Consider the following 17,895-nt stretch of genomic DNA (forward strand, 5'->3'; position numbering starts at 1 on the left):
GGCGGCTGACTCCGCGATCCACCGAGGCCGCCATGCTCTCCGGTGTCCCGTGCAGGGCTGTCGCGGTGGTGACGGGCTGGGACCTCATCGCGCGGCCCCGATCCGCTCGCGGTCGTCCGGTCCGAGTGCCGCGGGGGAGGCGTCCTCGTGGTCAGCCGTGGCCGAGATGGTCGCGAGGGCTTCGCTCAGGGCCGCCCCGACGTCCGGAATGGCGGTGTGTGCTCCGTCGCGGACGACCACCCGGCCGTCGACGAGCACGTGCCGGACGTCGGCCGCGGTGACCACGAACCCGATGGCCGCCGGGTCGCAGCCGGTCGTGCGGGGCGAGTCGAGCGCGACGGTGACCAGATCCGCCCGGCCCCCGACGGCGATGTTGCCGGCGTGCGGCCACCCGAGCGCCGCGTGCCCGGCGGCCGTCGCCGCACCGAGCAGCTCGGCGCCCGTGAAGTGTCCGCGGCGCTCGGTGTGCAGCCGCTCGTGCATCTCCACCCCGCGCACCTCCTCGAACAGGTCGATCACCGCGTGGCTGTCGCTGCCCAGGCTCAGTGGGCTGCCCGCGTCGACCAGCGCCCGCGCGGACCCGATCCCGTCGGCGAGGTCCCGCTCGGTCGTCGGGCAGAAGCACACCCCGGTGCCGCTGTCGCCGAGCTCCGTGCGGTCTGTGTCCGACAGGTGCGTCGCGTGTACGGCCGTGACCCGCCCGCCGAGCAGTCCCCGATCCGCGAGCAACTCCGTCGGCGTACACCCGTAAGCCGCCAGGCAGGCCTCGTTCTCCGCGCGCTGCTCCGAGAGGTGCACGTGGGTCGGCAGACCGTCCGTCTGCGCCGCGAACGCCGCCAGCGCATCGCCGGGCACGGCCCGCACACTGTGCGCCGCCGCCCCGATCCGGGCATGGGGCCGGCCCCGGAGCCGGTCGACCCGGTCCCACCAGGCATCGAACGACCCGTCACCGAACCGGAGTTGGACCCCCTCCAACGCCCGCCCGTCGACTCCCGCGGTCAGGTACAGCGTGTCGAGCAAGGTGATCCTGATCCCCGCGTCGGCGGCCGCGGCGATGAGCGCTTCACCCATCGCGTTGGGGTCCGTGTATCTGGCTCCGCCGGGCGCATGGTGCAGGTAGTGGAACTCGCCGACGCAGGTGATGCCCGCCAGCGCCATCTCGGCGTACACCGCGACGGCCAGCGCGTGATACGAGTCCGGATCGAGCGCCCCGGCCACCGCGTACATCTGCTCACGCCACGTCCAGAACGTCCCCCGCCCGCGCTGCGTCCGCCCCCGCAGCGCCCGATGGAACGCGTGCGAGTGGGCGTTGGCCAGCCCCGGCAGGGTGAGCCCGGCCAGCCGCACCGCACCGGTCGCCTCGGGCGCTTCGAGCGGCGTGTCCGGGCGCACCACGACGAACCGTCCGCCGGTGATCTCGACCAGCACGTTGTCGGCAACGCCGGTCGGCAGCCAGGCGTGCGCGCAGTGGTACCGCGTCACCGACATAGCCGGGCCAAAAGGTCGGTGAGCTTCTCGACGCCGATAGAGCAGTCGACGTCGGACGCCGACTCCTGTGGGGCGTGCGAGATGCCGGTCGGGTTGCGCACGAACAGCATCGCGGTGTCGACGTGGCCGGACAGCACACCCGCGTCGTGGCCGGCGCCGGTCGGCAGCACGGGCGCCCGGAGCTCGAGGGCGGCGAGCTTGCTGACGTCTCCTGTGAACCCGACCTCGCCGCTGTGCGACTCCGTGGCCATCGTGACGTGGGTGCCGTCGACCCGCGCCCGCTGCTCCGCCCGCTGCAGGATCGCGTCGACGAGCTTCTGCAGCGTTTCGCCGTCCGCGGCCCGGGCGTCCAGCCAGGCGGAGGCCCGGGTGGCGATGGCGTTGGTGGCGTTGGGCGCGGCCTCGACCCGGCCGACGGTGGCGTGGGCGCCGTGGGTCCGGGCGGCCTCGTCCGTCGCCAGCACCGTGTGTGCGAGCGTGAGCATCGGGTCGTGGCGGTCCGACATGCGCGTCGTGCCGGCGTGGTTGCCTTCACCGGTGAAGTCGAAGCGGTATCGCCCGTGGGGCCAGATGCCGCTGGCCACGCCGACCGGAGCGTTCAGATGGTCCAGCGCCCGCCCCTGTTCGACGTGGAGCTCGATGAACGCCCCGATGCGGGCCAGTCGCTCCGGATCGGGTCCGAGCCGGTCGGGGTCGAGCCCGGCCCGCCCGATGGCGTCGGCCAGCCAGATGCCGTCGCGGTCCCGCAGCCGCAACGCCTTGGCTGGGTCGAACGCGCCGGTCATCAGCCGTGAACCCAGGCACGGCACCCCGAAGCGCGCCCCTTCCTCCTCGGTGAACACGACCACCGCCACCGGCCGCGACGGCTTCACACCGCGCTCGCGGAGCCGGTCCACGGCGAGCAGCCCGGATACGACCCCGAGCGGCCCGTCAAAGGCGCCCCCGTGCGGGACGGAGTCGAGGTGGCTCCCGGTGACGACGGCCTCCTCCTGCTCCGGCTCGCCCCACCAGGCCCACAGGTTGCCGTTGCGGTCGATCTCCACTTCGAGATCGCGGTCGAGGGCCTCCTCGACGAACCACTCCCGGCACACCAGGTCGGTGTCCGTCCACGAGTGCCGGACGTAACCGCCGTCGTCACCGGCCCGGCCGATCGGGCTCAGCGACCCCCAAAGTGCGGCGAACCGCTCAGGGCTCGTCATGACCGCTCACCCGTCCCTTCACCGTTCGCTCGTGCGTCATTGGCCGGCGCCTCGCCCATGGGCACGCGGAGCCCGGCCGAGTCGGCGACCTCGGCCGCGTCCTCGTATCCGGCATCGACGTGCCGCAGGACGCCCATCGCCGGGTCGTTGGTGAGCACCCGCGCCAGCTTCTGCGCGGCGAGCTGAGTGCCGTCGGCCACCGAGACCTGGCCCGCGTGGATCGACCGGCCCATCCCGACGCCGCCGCCGTGGTGGATCGACACCCAGGAAGCGCCCGACGCGGTGTTGACCAGCGCGTTGAGCAGTGGCCAGTCGGCGATCGCGTCGGACCCGTCGCGCATCGCCTCGGTCTCCCGGTATGGCGAGGCAACCGAACCGGTGTCGAGGTGATCACGTCCGATGACGATCGGCGCCTCCAGCGTGCCGTCGGCGACCATCTCGTTGAACCGCAACCCCGCCCGGTCGCGCTCACCCTGCCCGAGCCAGCAGATCCGGGCCGGCAGCCCCTGGAACGCGACCCGCTCCCGCGCCATCGAGATCCAGCGGTGCAGCGAGGCGTTCTCCGGAAAGAGGTCGAGGATCGCCTGATCGGTGGCGGCGATGTCGGCCGGGTTGCCGGACAGTGCGGCCCACCGGAACGGACCCTTGCCCTGGCAGAAGAGCGGCCGAATGTACGCCGGGACGAAACCTGGGAACGCGAACGCCCGGTCGAACCCGCCCAGCTGGGCCTCGCCGCGGATCGAGTTGCCGTAGTCGAACACCTCGGCGCCCTGGTCGAGGAAGCCGACCATCGCCTCCACGTGCCGGGCCATCGACTCCCGGGCCCGATCGGTGAACTCTTCGGGCTTCTTCGCCGCGTAGTCGGCCGCTTCGCCGGGCTCGACCCCGACCGGGATGTAGGACAGGGGGTCGTGCGCCGAGGTCTGGTCGGTCACGATGTCGACCGCGACTCCGGTCCGCAGCAGCTCGGGCAGCAGCTCCGCGGCGTTGCCGACGACGCCCACCGACAGCGGCCGGCGGGCGGTCTTCGCCTCCTCCGCGAGCCGGACACCGGCCTCGAGCGAGTCGGCGACGACGTCGAGATAGCGGGTGGCGACCCGGCGCTCCAGGCGGGCCCGGTCGACATCGATGATCAGGCAGACGCCGTCGTTCATGGTGACCGCGAGGGGCTGAGCGCCGCCCATGCCCCCGCAGCCGGCGGTGATCGTGAGTGTCCCGGCCAGCGTGCCGCCGAACCGCTTCTCCGCCACTGCGGCGAACGTCTCGTAGGTGCCCTGCAGAATGCCCTGCGTGCCGATGTAGATCCACGATCCGGCGGTCATCTGGCCGTACATCGTCAGGCCCAGCGCTTCGAGCCGGCGGAACTCCGGCCAGTTGGCCCAGTCGCCGACGAGGTTCGAGTTGGCGATGAGCACCCGGGGCGCCCACTCGTGGGTCTGCAGCACCCCGATCGGCCGGCCCGACTGGACGAGCATGGTCTCGTCAGGCGCGAGCGTCGTCAGGGTGCGGACCAGGGCTCGGAACGACGGCCAGTCTCGCGCGGCCTTGCCGGTGCCTCCGTAGACCACCAGGTCTTGCGGACGTTCCGCGACGTCAGGGTCGAGGTTGTTCATGAGCATGCGCAGGGCGGCTTCCTGTTGCCATCCTCGCGCCGTCAACTGGGTGCCCCGAGGGGCACGGATTGCTTCCATGATTCTCCTCGGCTAGGGCAGGAATACCTGGCGGATGGCGGCAGAGCGCTCGAACGCCTCGAGCCGCTCCTGGGTGTCGGCCGGCGCGGAGTCGCACATCGCCTGCAGCAAGATCGTCACCATGGCCATCGGCGCGGTGTGCATGTCGAACACCAGTCGGGAGCCGACCGGAGCGGGCAGGACCACATCCGACTCCATGGCCGCCGGACTGACCGGCGAATCCGTCACGGTGACGACACGTAACCCCGCGGCCCGCGCCTCGCGCAGCGCGTCGACCGCCTCGCGCGGATATCGGGGCAGCACAAACGCCAGCATCGCAACTGCACCGGCCGCGCTTGCCTGTTCCAGGCGATCGGCGAGCAGGCTGCCCTGGTCATGCACGATTCGGACATCCGGGTGCACCTTGGCCGCGAAGTAGGCGAACGCGTCGGCGAGGGCCGTGGCCGCTCGCATGCCGAGCACCGGCAACGGCCGGCTCTCCATCAGCAGGCGGCCCGCCTCGACCAGCGGGGTGGGGTCTTTCAACGTGTCGGTGAGCTGCCGCAGGTTGGCGATCTCATCGCCGAGTGCCTGCTCGAACTGGCTGATCGGGGCCATCTCGGTGAGCTCGTCTACCGTGGATGGCCCGTGCCGGTAGCCGTCGATCGACACTCGTAGCTGATCGCGGAGCGCGGGATAGCCCTCGAACCCCAGTGCCGTGGCGAACCGCGTCACGGATGGCTGGCTCACGCCGGCGAGCGAGGCCAGGTCTCCGCTGGAGAGATAGCCGGCCTGCCCGGCGTGCTCGACCAGGATGCGCGCGATGCGGCGCTGGACGGGCGTCAGACGCTGCCCGTCGAAGAGGTCGAGTATCCGCTGGCGCGGGGATGAGGTCATGGACCAGAATGTAAGTCGACTTTCAGGCTTGCGTCAAGTGCATGGAGTCATTCAGAATGTTGGCGGGAAGGGAGGACGACATGCGACTCTCAAAACGTGCGGCTGAGCTACCTAGCGACCTACCCGATCAAGAGCTGCTACCGCGTCGAGGTGGACACGGCAGAAGTGGAGCCCTGGGGTCTTGCCGGCGACCGCCGGTGGATCGTGGTGGACGAGGCGGCCAAGCTGGTCACGCAGCGGCAGTGTCCGTCGATGGGGCGGATTCGGCCGCGATACACCGAGCTGGGTCTCGTGCTCGAAGCGGCCGGCGCCGAGCCGCTGGAGGTGCCGTATCCGGTCGCTGCGCTCGGCAATATCAAACACTTCCACGAATGGATCGCCGCGACCTCCGCGGGGGAGGTCGCGGACCACTGGATCTCACAGGTGATCGGGCGGCCGGTCCGCCTGTTCCATCTCGACGACCCGACCCGGCGGGCGGTCCACCCGGAGTATGGCACCGCCGAGGACCGGGTGAGCTTCGCCGACGGATTTCCGGTGCTCCTGGCCAACGAGGCCTCGCTGCAGGCGGTCAACGACTGGCTGGCCGAGGATGGCGAGGAGCCTGTCGAGATGACGCGGTTCCGGCCCAACGCCGTCGTCTCCGGCGCGCCGGCCTGGGCGGAGGACGAGTGGATCGGCCGGCGGATCGCCATCGGCGACGTGCCGTTCCGGGTGCCGAAGCACTGCGACCGCTGTGTGCTGACCACCATCGACCCGGAGACGGGCGAGAAGGGCCGCCAGCCGCTGCGCGTGCTGGCCAAGCACCGGCGATTCCCAAGTGGACTGCTGTTCGCCGTCAACCTCATCCCGGACGCGCGCGGAAAGATCGCGATCGGCGACGAGATCACGGTGCTCTGACGGCTCGCGCGGGGTAGGGATGCGAACGGAATTCGGACACTAGCGCCGAGAGCACGCCGAGCACTGGGGCGAAAGCGGCATAACACGCCGCCGGGGATGGCGAGCGGGACATGATCAGCCCGTGATGCCCGTCCGGGTGCGGCCCCATCTTGCCGAGATTCTCGACAACACGCGTCACGTCGTCGTGATGTTCAGCGTGCTCGGAGACCTGCTGCCCGACCCGGCCGCAGTGGCGCAGCAGGTCAGGGAAATGCTGCAGGAGTTCGGCCATGAGATGTCGATTCTCGTGGGTGCGAGCGACAACCCGTTCGACGTGATGGCTGAGGCGTACCAGGTATCGGAGGAGGTGGGGCGCAGAGCGGAGCAGTTGATCCACGACGCGGAGGTCGACGCGGCGGGCTGGGTGCCCGTGACGACCGGGACCGTCGAGTTGCTCGAGGCATGCCGGGCGACGGGGCGTTCGGTCGCCGTGTATGCGCCGCACAGCGAGTCAGCGGTCGGGCGGCACCTGCATCGGCTTGGGCTGCGGGATCTGGCTGGGCCGGTGATGGGGCGGGGGTTCGCGACACGGAACGTGGCCCGTGCGGCGGCGAGGCCCGGATTCGCTACCCGGGACTCGGTTCAAGCGGCAGCGAGACCTGGATTCGCTGCTCGCGAGTCGGTTCAAGCTGCGGCGAGACCCGGATTCCCTACCCGGGACTCGGTCCAAGTGGAGGCGGCTGCGCCTGAGCTCGGTGGGCGGGAGTTAACCCAAGCGGCGGCGGGGTCTGGGTTTGGTGGGCGGGACTCGGCTCAGGCGGCGGCGGGGGTGGCTGCGCCTGAGTTCGCTGGGTGGGAGTCGGCTCAGGCGGCGGCGGAGCCTGGGTTCGGTGGGCGGGAGCCGGTTCACGGGGCGGCTGCGAGGCTAGGGGCTGCTGCGTGGGAGTCGGTTGAGCTGACGGCGGGGCGGCGGTTCGTGGTGCGGGAATCGGCCGAGGTGGTGGCGGGGCGGGGTGTCGTGGTGCCGGAGCTGGCTGAGTCGGTGGTGGGGGTTGGGGGCCCGACTCGAGGGGTTGCGGGGCGGACGTTGGGGCCGGTGTTTGATGCGCTTGGGGTTCGGGCTGAGGAGACGGCGGTGGTGTGTGCGACGTTTTCGGCTATGTCGGCGGCGCAGTGGGCTGGGGCCCATGCGATCGGTGTGGAGTGGGTTCGGGAGCCGCGGAAGGTTTTGCATGGTGGGGAAGGGCGTAATGCGGTTGTGCGGTCGTTGGCGGCGTTGGCTGGGGCTCTGCGGGAGTGTGGATTGCCGTCGGAGATGCTCTGAGATCTCCCGGTGGACGTGGGGCGGCTCGTTCGGCGCCGTCACGAGCTTCGTTAATCCATTCAGCGGCAGCTTCGACGCCCACGCCGACGACTAGGTGCTCGTCGGGCGGGGCTGGCAGCCGCAGCCGCAGCCGCAGCCGCCGCAGCCGCCGCCGCCGCCGCCGCAGCCGCAGCCGTCGTCGTCGTCGTCGCCGTCGTCGTCGTCGTCGTCGCAGCCGTCGCAGCCGCCGCCGTCGTCGCAGCCGTCGTCGTCGTCGCCGTCGCCGTCGTCGTCGTCGCAGCCGTCGCAGCCGCCGCCGTCGTCGCAGCCGTCGTCGTCGTCGTCGTCGTCGCAGCCGCCGCCGCCGCCGTCGTCGTCGTCGTCGCAGCCGCCGCCGTCGTCGTCGTCGTCGTCGTCGTCGCCGTCGTCGTCGTCGTCGCCGCCGTCGCAGCCGCAGCCGTCGTCGTCGCAGCCGTCGTCGTCGCAGCCGTCGTCGTCGTCGTCGTCGTCGTCGCCGTCGCCGTCGTCGCCGTCGTCGTCGTCGCCGTCGTCGCCGTCGTCGTCGTCGTCGCCGTCGTCGTCGCCGTCGTCGTCGTCGCCGTCGTCGTCGCCGTCGTCGTCGCAGCCGCCGCAGCCGCCGTCGCAGCCGCAGCCGCCGTCGCAGCCGCAGCCGTGGTCGTCGCCGTCGCCGCGTCGGTTGAGCTAGGGGGTTGAGCTAGGGGGTTGAGCGAAGAGATTGCGAGAAGAGGTGGAGCTAGGAGTGGGTGGGCACGGGTGCGGTCGGAGTAGCTGGGACTGGTTTGCGGCTGCTTGGCGGGTGGCGGGCTGGCAAGATCACGGGCGAAAACACACTGGTAATGTGGGTGAAACGGTTGGTGCCTAGGCTCACTTCATGGCGGACATCTTCGATGAATACTCGATGTCCGGGACCATGTTCGACGCCTGGGACGAGATGTTTGAGCGGCCCGGGCAGCCACGGTCCCCGTATCGGTCGCTGTTCGCCGCGCTGCAGCCGCTCGCGCCGGCTGACCTGCGGTTTCGCGCTGATCAGCTCGCCCGGGTGTTCACCGATCGTGGGGTCACCTTCGCCTACGCCGGTGAAGAGCGGCCGTTTCCCCTGGACCTGATACCCCGGATTCTGGACGCCGCCGAGTGGGATCTCATCACGGCGGCGGTGCGGCAGCGGGTCAAGGCGCTCGAAGCGTTCCTCGCCGACATTTACGGGGCGGGGCGGGTGCTCGCCGACGGGGTCGTGCCGCGGAAGCTGGTCACGACCAGTGCGCACTTTCATCGGCAGGCGTACGGGATCGAGCCGCCCAACGGGGTACGAGTGCACATCAGCGGGGTGGACCTCGTGCGGGACGAGGCGGGGCGGTTCCGGGTGCTCGAGGACAACCTGCGGATTCCCAGCGGGGTGTCGTACGTCATCGAGAACCGGCGGGCGCTCACCCACACGATGCCGGCGCTGTTCGCCGATGCTCGGGTGAGGCCCGTCGACGACTACCCGGCCCGGCTGCTCGCGGCGCTGCGGGCGGCGGCGCCCGAAGGGGTTGACGATCCGACCGTCGTGGTGCTGACGCCCGGGGTGTACAACGCCGCGTACTTCGAGCATGCGCTGCTGGCCCGGCTGATGGGGGTTGAGCTCGTCGAAGGGCGCGACCTCGTGTGCAGCGGCAACCGGGTGCGGATGCGGACCACGCAGGGGGAGCGGGCGGTGCACGTCGTGTACCGCCGGGTCGACGACGACTTCATCGACCCGCTGCACTTCCGGCCCGACTCGGTGATCGGCTGCCCGGGGATCGTGAACGCGGCCCGGGCCGGGCAGGTGACGCTGGCCAACGCGGTCGGCAACGGGGTGGCCGACGACAAGCTCCTGTACACGTACGTGCCGGACCTGATCCGGTACTACCTGTCGGAGGAGCCGCTGATCGACAACGTGGAGACCTACCGGCTGGACGATCGCGACCCCGACGTACTCCACGACGTCCTCGGCCGCCTCGACCAGCTGGTGCTCAAACCCGTCGACGGGGCCGGCGGCAAGGGGATCGTGATCGGGCCGCAGGCCTCCGAGGAGACCCTGGCCACGCTGCGGCGGGCGGTCGAGAAGGACCCGCGGGGCTGGATCGCGCAGCGGCCGGTGGCGCTGTCGACGTCGCCGACGCTGCTCGGGGACCGGGTCGCGCCGCGCCACATCGACCTGCGGCCGTTCGCGGTCAACGACGGCAACGAGATCTGGCTGCTGCCGGGCGGGCTGACCCGGGTCGCGCTGCCCGAGGGGGCGCTCGTGGTCAACTCCAGCCAAGGTGGCGGGTCGAAGGACACCTGGGTCCTCGCGCACCCCGGCGAGCCCGCGCCGCCGCCGCAGCCCCGGATCGGGAGCGAGCCGCGCGACGCCGGCGGCAGCAGCCCGCGCGACAGCGGACCGGCGGCCACGCAGATGGCCGGACAGCAGCAGTAGGGGAGGGTCGATGCTCAGCCGGATCGCCGAATCGCTGTTCTGGATCGGCCGCTACATCGAGCGGGCCGACGACACCGCCCGAATTCTCGACGCGTTCCTGGGGCGGCTGCTCGAGGACCCGTGGGCCGACGAGGACGCGGCCTGCCGCAGCCTCATGTCGATCCTCGGCGCGCCCGTCCCGCAGGATCGGCGGCTGACCACCGGAGACGTACTGGAGCTGCTGGCCTTCGACGCCGAGGACCCCAGCGCGATCTCCGGCGCGATCGTCGCGGCCCGGGACAACGCCCGCGGGGTGCGCGAGACGATCTCCAGCGAGATGTGGGAGTGCCTCAACGTCACCTGGCACACCCTCGCCGCGCGCCGGCTCGCGGCCGAGCGGCTGGGGCCGACGGTGTTCCTGAGTTACGTGCGCGAGCGTGCCGCGGTGCTCAACGGCCTGGCCGAGTCGACGATGAGCCGCGACGACGGCTGGCGGTTCCTGGTGCTCGGGCGCAGCCTGGAGCGGGTCGACATGACCGCGCGGCTGCTGTCGATCCAGACGAACACTTCGGACGAGGTGACGGGCTGGCGGACGGTACTGCGTTCATGCGGAGCCGACGAGGCGTTCCTGCGCACGCACGGCGGCACCTTCGACCCGCAGCGGGTGACGGAATTCCTCCTGCTCGACCGGCTGTTTCCGCGATCCGCGCTGCATGCGCTCGGTACCGCCGAACAATGTCTTATCGATCTTGCACCCACGACCGAACGGGCGGGCGTCACCGATGCCGCCCGCAGGCCCATCGGCCAGATCCGCACCCGGCTGGAGTATGCCGACACCACAACGCTGCTGGCCGAGCTCCCGCAGCACCTCCGCGCGCTCCAGCAGACCTGTGCCACGGCCAGCGCCGCGATCACCGCCCGATACTTCCCGCAGTCCACGCCCGTCACCTGGGGCACCGTCGCATGGGGTGGTTCATGAACTGGCGCCTGAAGATCCGCCACGTCACCGGCTACAAGTACGCGGGCCCGGTCTCCGCCTCCTACAACGAGGCCCGGCTCACGCCGCTGACCCTGCCGTGGCAGACGACGCTCTTCAGCCAGGTCGAGGTGACGCCGGGCGCGACGACGTACCGCTACCACGACTACTGGGCCACCCAGGTCACCGCGTTCGACCTGCACCGCCCGCACCAGCAGCTGCGCGTGGTCTCCAGCAGCCTGGTCGAGGTGACGCCGCCCCCGGCCCCCGCGTTCTTCCTCGGCTGGGCCAACCTCGACACCGATGCCGTCGTGGACGCGCACGCCGAGTTCCTGGCCTCGTCGCGTCTCACCGCCGTCGCGCCCGAGCTGGTCGAGCAGGTGTGGTCGGCGGCCGGCTCCAGCGACCCGACGGAGTCGGCCGAGGCCGTCTCGCACTGGGTGCGGGAGCAGGTCGCGTACGTGCCCGGCTCCACCGGGGTGCAGACCAGCGCCCAAGAGGCCTGGGACCTGCGCAAGGGCGTCTGCCAGGACATCGCGCACCTGACCGTCGGCCTGCTGCGGGCCCGGGGGATTCCGGCGCGGTACGTGTCCGGCTACCTGCATCCGAAGGTCGAGGCCGAGGTGGGGGAGACGGTCGCCGGCCAGAGCCACGCCTGGGTCGAGTGGTGGGCGGGGGAGTGGACCGGCTTCGACCCGACCAACGGGGTGGCGGTCGGCCCGCGGCACGTCGTGGTGGCCCGGGGTCGTGACTACGATGACGTACCGCCACTACGCGGTGTGTATCACGGTGCGCCCAGCAAGCATCTGGGAGTCACGGTGGAGATAACGCGGCTCGCCTGAGTATTGTGTCTCTCGGTTGCAGCGGGGCCGTAGCCCAATGGCAGAGGCACATGGTTTAGGTCCATGCCAGTGTGAGTTCGACTCTCACCGGCCCCACACTCAGGCGAATGCTGTCCGCGGAGAGCGCGGACCGGGTCGTGTGGCATGTCGGCTCCGGAGCCGAGCCCCGGAAACCCCACGTGCAGTGTCCCAGTTCTGACTCAGGCGAATGCTGTCCGCGGAGAGCGCGGACCGGGTCGTGTGGCATGTCGGCTCCGGAGCCGAGCCCCCGGAAACCCTGCGGTCAAGTGCGCGCAGTGTCCCAGCGTCGGCGCGGGGAAAAAAGTGAAATAGGGCTGTGATCCACCTCGTACACTCGGCGCATTATGACGAAGCTGAATCAGATCATCGCAGTCGAGAAGGGCGTGAAGTCGCGCTCGTTCCAGGAGCTCACCGAGGCTCACCACGCACTGCAGAAGCAGCCGCTGCTGGCCGGCATCTCCCGCACCTACCGCCCGAAGGACGAAGAGGGCGAGCAGCTCCCGCCGGAGTCGACCCGCGTCCAGGTGAAGGCCGAGGAGGTCCTCCGCCAGACGGCGACCATCCTCACCCGCCTGTTCGACGTGACCGCCACGAAGGACTGGACGAACTGCGTGGCCCGCGCGGACGTCACGGTCGACGGCGAGGTCCTCCTGCGCGAGGTGCCGGTGTCCTACTTGCTCTTCCTCGAGAAGCAGCTGGCCGACATGCTCACCTTCGTGCGGAAGCTCCCGATCCTCGACGCGGCCGAGACCTGGGTCTATGACGCCTCGGCGGACACGTACGCCACCGAGCCGACCCAGACGACCCGCACGAAGAAGATCCCCCGCAACCACGTCAAGGCCGAGGCCACCGAGAAGCACCCGGCCCAGGTCGAGGTGTACTACGAGGACGTGGTGATCGGCTACTGGAAGACGGTGAAGTTCTCCGGCGCCATGCCGGCCAAGCGCGTCAACGAGCTCGTGGAGCGCGTCGAGAAGCTGCAGGCGGCCGTGAAGTTCGCGCGCGAGGAGGCCAACGGGGTCGCCGTGGTCGAGCAGGAGACCGGCGAGAAGGTGTTCCGCTACCTCTTCGGCGCCTGACGGCAAGCTGGATAACTCGCTTGGCGGCGGCCGGGATTGGATCTAGAATCGGCAGTGCGCAAGGAGCGCAGACTGAACCTGAGGCTCAGTTTGACAGGTGCGCGCGGTGTCAATGTGGAGGTTCGATTCCTTCCGCCGCCATCAACGTGGCGGTGTAGCCCAATGGCAGAGGCGGCCGCGGGAGCCGAAACACAAACTCAACTTCTCGCTCCAGTCTGAGCATTCGCCGCCGAACGCCGGATCAATCGAACGGGACGCCAGTCGTCGAGGTTGCGGGTTCAACTCCCGCTCGGTCCTCTCCATGGGCCGATAGCTCAATCGCAGAGCGCGACGTCAGAATCTGATCTACGTTCTTCAAACGTCGCCGGCGTGAGCAATTGGGCGGCAAGCCGAGGCCCGGTGGATGGATACTCCACCGGGCTTCACCAACTCACAAGCGGCAAAGCTTCACCAACCAAGAAGCGGACAAGCTTCACAAACCAAAAGCTTCAAACGAAAAGCCGGATCCGGATTCCGGGGCCGCTTCGCTCCCGCCCCGGGCAGGGGGCTCCGCGCCCCCCACACCCCCTGCGACGTCAGCTGTCCAGTCCGAGGTCCTTGCGCAACTTGGCAACGTGACCCGTGGCCCGGACGTTGTACAGGGCCCGCTCGATGTTGCCCTTCTCGTCGATCACGAACGTCGAGCGAATGACACCCAGGATCGTCCGCCCGTAGTTCTGCTTCTCGCCATAAGCACCGTAGGCCCGCAGCACCGCCCGATCCGGGTCGGAAACGAGCGGGAACGTGATCGCGTCCCGCTCCCGGAACTTGGCCAGCTTCGCGGGGGCGTCCGGCGAGATCCCGACAACCTCGTAGCCGGCCGCCTGCAGTGACGCCAGGCTGTCGCGGAAGTCGCACGCCTGCTTGGTGCAGCCGGGAGTCATCGCGGCCGGGTATGCATAGAGGACGACCTTCCGCCCGCGCAGGTCAGCGAGCGACAGGGGCTCGTCCTGGTCCGTCTGCAGCGTGAACTCAGGGGCCACGTCGCCCGGTTCTAAGCGCGTCGTCGTCATGGCCCAGACTCTACCGCGAGGGTATGACAAATCGCGGACCGTCCATCTCCGGCTACGCAAAGCGACAAACCAAGATGCCGGGAACTTTCCAGGGGTGACCCGCGACCACCTCAAGATGACCGGCGCGAAATCATGACCTCATGAACCACCGCAGATGGTCCGTACCCCTGGCGATGCTCCTCGGCGCCCTGGCCATCCTCGTGCTGCCCGCCGCGCCCGCCAGCGCGCACGCGGAGCTCGAAAAGACCGCGCCGGTCGCCGGGACCGTCCTCGACCAACTGCCGGGCGAGGTGACCCTCAGCTTCAGCGAGCAGGTCCGCCTGGTCGCCGACAAGATCAAGGTCACCGCCCCGGACGGCAGCCGGGCCGACACCGGCAAGCCCGTCGTGCGCGACCAGGAGCTCGTGATCCCGCTGAAGTCCGGCGGCCCCAAGGGCACCTACCTGGTCAGCTACCGCGTCATCTCGGCCGACAGCCACCCGGTCGCGGGCGGCTACAGCTTCTCGTTCGGCCAGCCCTCGGCCACTCCCAACGCGAACAGCGGCGCCAACTCCGACGCCGTCACCGACCAGCTGGTCAAGAACGCGATGTCGGCCGCCCGCTTCCTCGGGTTCGCCGGCCTCGTCCTGCTGATCGGGCCCACCCTGATCCTGTTCGCCCTCTGGCCGCGGCGGCTGTCCACCCGCGACCCCGGCCGCCTGGCGCTGATCGGGGCCGGGGTGCTCGCCGCGAGCACGATCCTGGAGCTGTACATCCAGATCCCCTACACCGCCGGGACGTCCTTGTTCGACGTGAGCGGCGCCGCGGCCGAGGAGGTTCTCGGCACGCCGTTCGGGGCCGCGCACCTGGTCCGCCTGGGGGTCGTGCTCGCCGCCGTCATCCTGCTCCGGCCGGTCATCTCGGGCCGGGCGAGCAAGATCGACCAGACGCTGCTGATCATCCTCGGGGTCGTGGGCCTGGCCACCTGGCCGATCTCCGGGCACCCCAGCGCCTCGCCGGTGCCGACCCTCACCGTGGTCGCCGACGCGGCCCACCTCGCCTCGATGTCGATCTGGCTCGGCGGCCTGGTGATGCTGTTCGGCTTCCTGCTGCGCCGGGCCAACACCCGGGAGCTGGCCGCGATCGTGCCGGTGTGGTCGGGCTGGGCGCTGTTCGCGATCACCGTCCTGGTGCTGGCCGGCACCGCACAGGCGCTCGTGGAGATCGGCACCCTGGACGCGCTGACCGGCACGTTGTACGGCCAGATCGTCATGATCAAGGTCGTGCTCCTGGCACTCGTGGTGGCCGTCGCGGCGTATTCCCGCAGCATCACCAACCGTCGCTTCGTCCCGCAGCCGGTGGCCACCGCCGCCGACGACGACGACCAGAGTGAGGATGGGGACGCGGACGCGGACGGCGAGGACGATTACGCGGACGGCGAGGACGATTACGCGGAGGCGCGCGAGCAGGCGGTCGAGCCGCCGAAGATCGAGGACCGCGACCGCCGCCGCCTGCGGACCGCGGTGATCATCGAGGTCGGGATCGCGGTCGTCGTGCTGCTCATGACCTCGGTCCTGGTCCAGACCAGCCCGGCGCGGGCGGGTCAGGGCGACGGGCCACCCGGACCGTTCGACACCGTGGTCTCCACCAGCCTGCTGAAGCTGCAGGTCGACATCTCGCCGGCCACTGTCGGTCAGAACTCCATCCACGTGTACGCGGTCAAGTCCGACGGTTCCGGGCCGCAGGCGGTGGTCGAGTGGAAGGCGACCGCCGCCCTGCCCGCGAAGGGGATCGAGCCGCTGACCGTGCCGATGCTCGGGATCAGCGATGACCACGCGATCGGCCAGGTGTCGCTGGTGTCCGCGGGCACCTGGGAGTTCAAGTTCACGGCGCGGGTCGACGACCTGAACCAGACCACCGTCACAGTGCAGGTGCCCGTGAAGTAGTACAAATGCCGCCACGTTCTGTGTTTCCGACGGATACGCGCAGTATCCGCCCGAATTGCCAGTAATGTCGGACTGGTAACGCCGGGGGGAAGAGGGGCCGCTGCCATGGTCGTGCGTCTGGTTCGGGCGGGTGTCGGCGCGCTGCTGCTGCTCATCGCGGTGCCGCTGGCTCTTGCCGGTGGCGGACTCCTGATGGCCATGGAGCACCGCGCGGACGATGACACGTTCACGGCGCACCTCGAGCGGGTTCGCGCCGACGGCGCCGCCGTGGTGGTGCCCGACGTCGACGCGCTGTTGCGGACCGACGCGCCGTTCGCGCGGGGTGGGCAGACAACGCTCAGCCTGTCGGCCGTCGGGTCCGGCGGCCCGCTCTTCATCGGGCTCGGCCCCGAGACGGCCGTCCGCGAGTACCTCGACGGGCAGCCCTACTCCCGCATCAGCCGGGTCCGCCTCGCCCGCGGCCCGCTCCCGGTCGAGCTGGCCCCCGAGGCTGCCGCCCGCACCGCCAGCCAGACCGCCGTCACCGGCGACGGCGCCCCGGCCCCGGTAACCCCGGACGCCCCGATCGACCCGGCGGCCGCGAACCCGGCCCCGCCGGCCGACCCGGCCCCGCCCGTCGACCCGGCCGCCGCTGCGAACCCGGCCCCGCCCGTCGACCCCGCCGCTGCCGCTGCGACCGCGACCCCGGCCGGGGCCGAGGCCAAGAGCCCGGCGGCCGCGAAGTTCTGGATCGCGCGCAGCGAGCTGAAGGCCGGTGTGGCCCGGCTCACGTGGTCGCCCTCGGCCCTGCGGGGCAAGCACTTGGCGCTCGTCGTGATGCGTGCCGACGGTACCCCCGGAATCGATGCTCTTATCACCGCGCGCCTGGCGCCGGCTTGGCTCGGGCCCACCACCGGCGGTTTGCTCATGCTCGGCTCCGCGCTGTTCTTCCTGGCGCTGGTCACCCTCGCGTGGCCGCAGGGCCGCCCGGCCCCGGCGACCGCGGGCGGGCGCGAGGCGATCCCGCTGCCCGTCCTCCCGGCCCAGCCCACCTCCGAAGAGGACGAGGCCACGCCGGAGGAGTCGGAAGCCGCGGCCCCGATCGTGGCCAACGAGCGGGTCATGGCCACACTGGCCGACGTGCTGGCGGCGGCGGACGCCGAGAAGGAGCCGGGGCCGGCGGCCAAGGCCGAGGAGAAGGTCGAGAAGAAGGCCGAGGACCCGCTGTTCGCCGAGTGCGAACTGGACCGGCCGGCTCTCCAGGACGCCGACTTCGACGACCACGGCCCGATCGACCTGCCGCCGCTGCCGGCGATGCCCAACATCGAGCTGCACTTCACCTGGGCCCCGCTCGCCGCGGCCGAGGACACCGCTGAGTCCGGATCCGCCGCGCGCTGAGTGACGCACGCCACATCGGAGCCGAGATTTGGTAACGAGAAGGCGCAGTCTGGGTGGTCCGCAGGGCCGAGGAGTGAGAAGTCGGTCAGATGAACACTAGGCTGTCCGGTGTGGGTGATCTTTTGGTCTGGATCGACTGTGAGATGACAGGGCTCGATCTGGGGAAGGACGCGCTGATCGAAGTCGCAGCGCTGGTGACCGACCCGGATCTCAACGTGCTCGGCGAAGGCGTCGACGTGGTGATCCACGCCGACGACGCGGCACTGGACGGGATGCTCGAGGTCGTGCGGGACATGCACGGCAAGTCGGGCCTCACCGAAGCCGTGCGCGCCTCCGCCGTCACGGTGGCCGAGGCCGAGGACCTCATCATGTCCTACATCACAGAGCACGTCCGCGATCCGCGCACCGCACCGCTGTGCGGCAACTCGATCGCCACCGACCGTGGCTTCCTGGCCCGGGACATGCCGCGCCTCGATCACCACCTGCACTACCGGATGATCGACGTCTCCTCGATCAAGGAGCTGTGCCGCCGCTGGTATCCGCGGGTCTACTTCGGCCAGCCGCCCAAAGGCCTCGCCCACCGCGCCCTCGCCGACATCCGCGAGAGCATCCGCGAGCTGGAGTACTACCGCCGCACGCTCTTCGTGCCGCTCCCCGGCCCGGACGTCGAAACCGCCAAGGGGATCGCGGCCGAGTTGAGCCGGGAAAGCGACACGAACGCGTCATAACCCTGTCGACGAACCCCGCTCCCCA

At 70.4% G+C, this 17,895-nt stretch carries 15 protein-coding genes and 1 tRNA gene; 11 read left to right on the forward strand and 5 right to left on the reverse strand.

The window, feature by feature from the left end; all coding sequences use genetic code 11:
* Positions 1-84 precede the first annotated feature (84 nt).
* The 4 genes from ACIA8L_RS52370 to ACIA8L_RS52385 are packed head-to-tail and all read right to left on the reverse strand — an operon-like array spanning position 85 to position 5,254.
* Positions 85-1,482, reverse strand: a complete 1,398-nt coding sequence (locus ACIA8L_RS52370; RefSeq protein WP_395917273.1) for a formimidoylglutamate deiminase — start codon at positions 1,480-1,482, stop codon at positions 85-87.
* Positions 1,479-2,687, reverse strand: coding sequence for an allantoate amidohydrolase (locus ACIA8L_RS52375; RefSeq protein WP_395917185.1), 1,209 nt, complete (start codon positions 2,685-2,687; stop codon positions 1,479-1,481). The genes ACIA8L_RS52370 and ACIA8L_RS52375 overlap by 4 nt, the downstream gene beginning before the upstream one ends.
* The gene (gene hutU / locus ACIA8L_RS52380) at positions 2,684-4,381 is read right to left on the reverse strand and encodes a urocanate hydratase (protein ID WP_395917275.1); all 1,698 of its coding nucleotides are present in this window, start codon (positions 4,379-4,381) and stop codon (positions 2,684-2,686) included. The genes ACIA8L_RS52375 and hutU overlap by 4 nt, the downstream gene beginning before the upstream one ends.
* Before the next feature lie 9 nt (positions 4,382-4,390).
* Positions 4,391-5,254, reverse strand: a complete 864-nt coding sequence (locus ACIA8L_RS52385; RefSeq protein ID WP_395917187.1) for a MurR/RpiR family transcriptional regulator — start codon at positions 5,252-5,254, stop codon at positions 4,391-4,393.
* A gap of 96 nt (positions 5,255-5,350) precedes the next feature.
* Between ACIA8L_RS52385 and ACIA8L_RS52390 the strand changes: the two genes are divergently transcribed.
* From ACIA8L_RS52390 to ACIA8L_RS52425, 8 genes are all read left to right on the forward strand, one after another.
* Positions 5,351-6,151, forward strand: a complete 801-nt coding sequence (locus ACIA8L_RS52390) for an MOSC domain-containing protein (RefSeq protein ID WP_395917189.1) — start codon at positions 5,351-5,353, stop codon at positions 6,149-6,151.
* Positions 6,152-6,272: 121 nt separating this feature from the next.
* Positions 6,273-7,454, forward strand: a complete 1,182-nt coding sequence (locus ACIA8L_RS52395) for a hypothetical protein (RefSeq protein WP_395917191.1) — start codon at positions 6,273-6,275, stop codon at positions 7,452-7,454.
* Positions 7,455-7,548: 94 nt separating this feature from the next.
* Positions 7,549-8,139 carry a hypothetical protein gene (locus ACIA8L_RS52400; protein WP_395917192.1) on the forward strand — a complete coding sequence of 197 codons (591 nt, stop codon included), beginning with the start codon at positions 7,549-7,551 and terminating at the stop codon, positions 8,137-8,139.
* A gap of 186 nt (positions 8,140-8,325) precedes the next feature.
* Positions 8,326-9,891, forward strand: a complete 1,566-nt coding sequence (locus tag ACIA8L_RS52405; protein WP_395917194.1) for a circularly permuted type 2 ATP-grasp protein — start codon at positions 8,326-8,328, stop codon at positions 9,889-9,891.
* Between the two features lie 10 nt (positions 9,892-9,901).
* A complete protein-coding gene (locus ACIA8L_RS52410) occupies positions 9,902-10,849 on the forward strand; it encodes an alpha-E domain-containing protein (RefSeq protein ID WP_395917195.1) in 948 nt (315 codons plus the stop codon).
* Positions 10,846-11,688 carry a transglutaminase domain-containing protein gene (locus ACIA8L_RS52415; protein WP_395917197.1) on the forward strand — a complete coding sequence of 281 codons (843 nt, stop codon included), beginning with the start codon at positions 10,846-10,848 and terminating at the stop codon, positions 11,686-11,688. The genes ACIA8L_RS52410 and ACIA8L_RS52415 overlap by 4 nt, the downstream gene beginning before the upstream one ends.
* Positions 11,689-11,711: 23 nt before the next feature.
* Positions 11,712-11,784: transfer RNA gene (locus ACIA8L_RS52420), tRNA-Leu, on the forward strand.
* A gap of 269 nt (positions 11,785-12,053) precedes the next feature.
* Positions 12,054-12,788, forward strand: coding sequence for a hypothetical protein (locus tag ACIA8L_RS52425; protein ID WP_395917198.1), 735 nt, complete (start codon positions 12,054-12,056; stop codon positions 12,786-12,788).
* 575 nt (positions 12,789-13,363) lie between these two features.
* Here ACIA8L_RS52425 and bcp read toward each other — a convergent pair.
* Positions 13,364-13,840: a thioredoxin-dependent thiol peroxidase gene (gene bcp, locus ACIA8L_RS52430; RefSeq protein ID WP_395917200.1), complete on the reverse strand. Its 477-nt coding sequence runs from the start codon at positions 13,838-13,840 to the stop codon at positions 13,364-13,366.
* A 140-nt stretch (positions 13,841-13,980) separates the two neighbouring features.
* On the opposite strand from bcp, the gene ACIA8L_RS52435 reads away from it, so the two are divergent.
* From ACIA8L_RS52435 to orn, 3 genes are all read left to right on the forward strand, one after another.
* Positions 13,981-15,765, forward strand: a complete 1,785-nt coding sequence (locus ACIA8L_RS52435) for a copper resistance CopC/CopD family protein (protein WP_395917201.1) — start codon at positions 13,981-13,983, stop codon at positions 15,763-15,765.
* Positions 15,766-15,870: 105 nt separating this feature from the next.
* Positions 15,871-17,142, forward strand: coding sequence for a hypothetical protein (locus ACIA8L_RS52440; RefSeq protein ID WP_395917203.1), 1,272 nt, complete (start codon positions 15,871-15,873; stop codon positions 17,140-17,142).
* An 89-nt stretch (positions 17,143-17,231) separates the two neighbouring features.
* Positions 17,232-17,870, forward strand: a complete 639-nt coding sequence (gene orn, locus ACIA8L_RS52445) for an oligoribonuclease (protein ID WP_395917205.1) — start codon at positions 17,232-17,234, stop codon at positions 17,868-17,870.
* The last annotated feature ends 25 nt before the right edge of the window (positions 17,871-17,895 follow it).

This window comes from Dactylosporangium sp. NPDC051541 (genome assembly GCF_044454505.1).
GTDB lineage: Bacteria > Actinomycetota > Actinomycetes > Mycobacteriales > Micromonosporaceae > Dactylosporangium.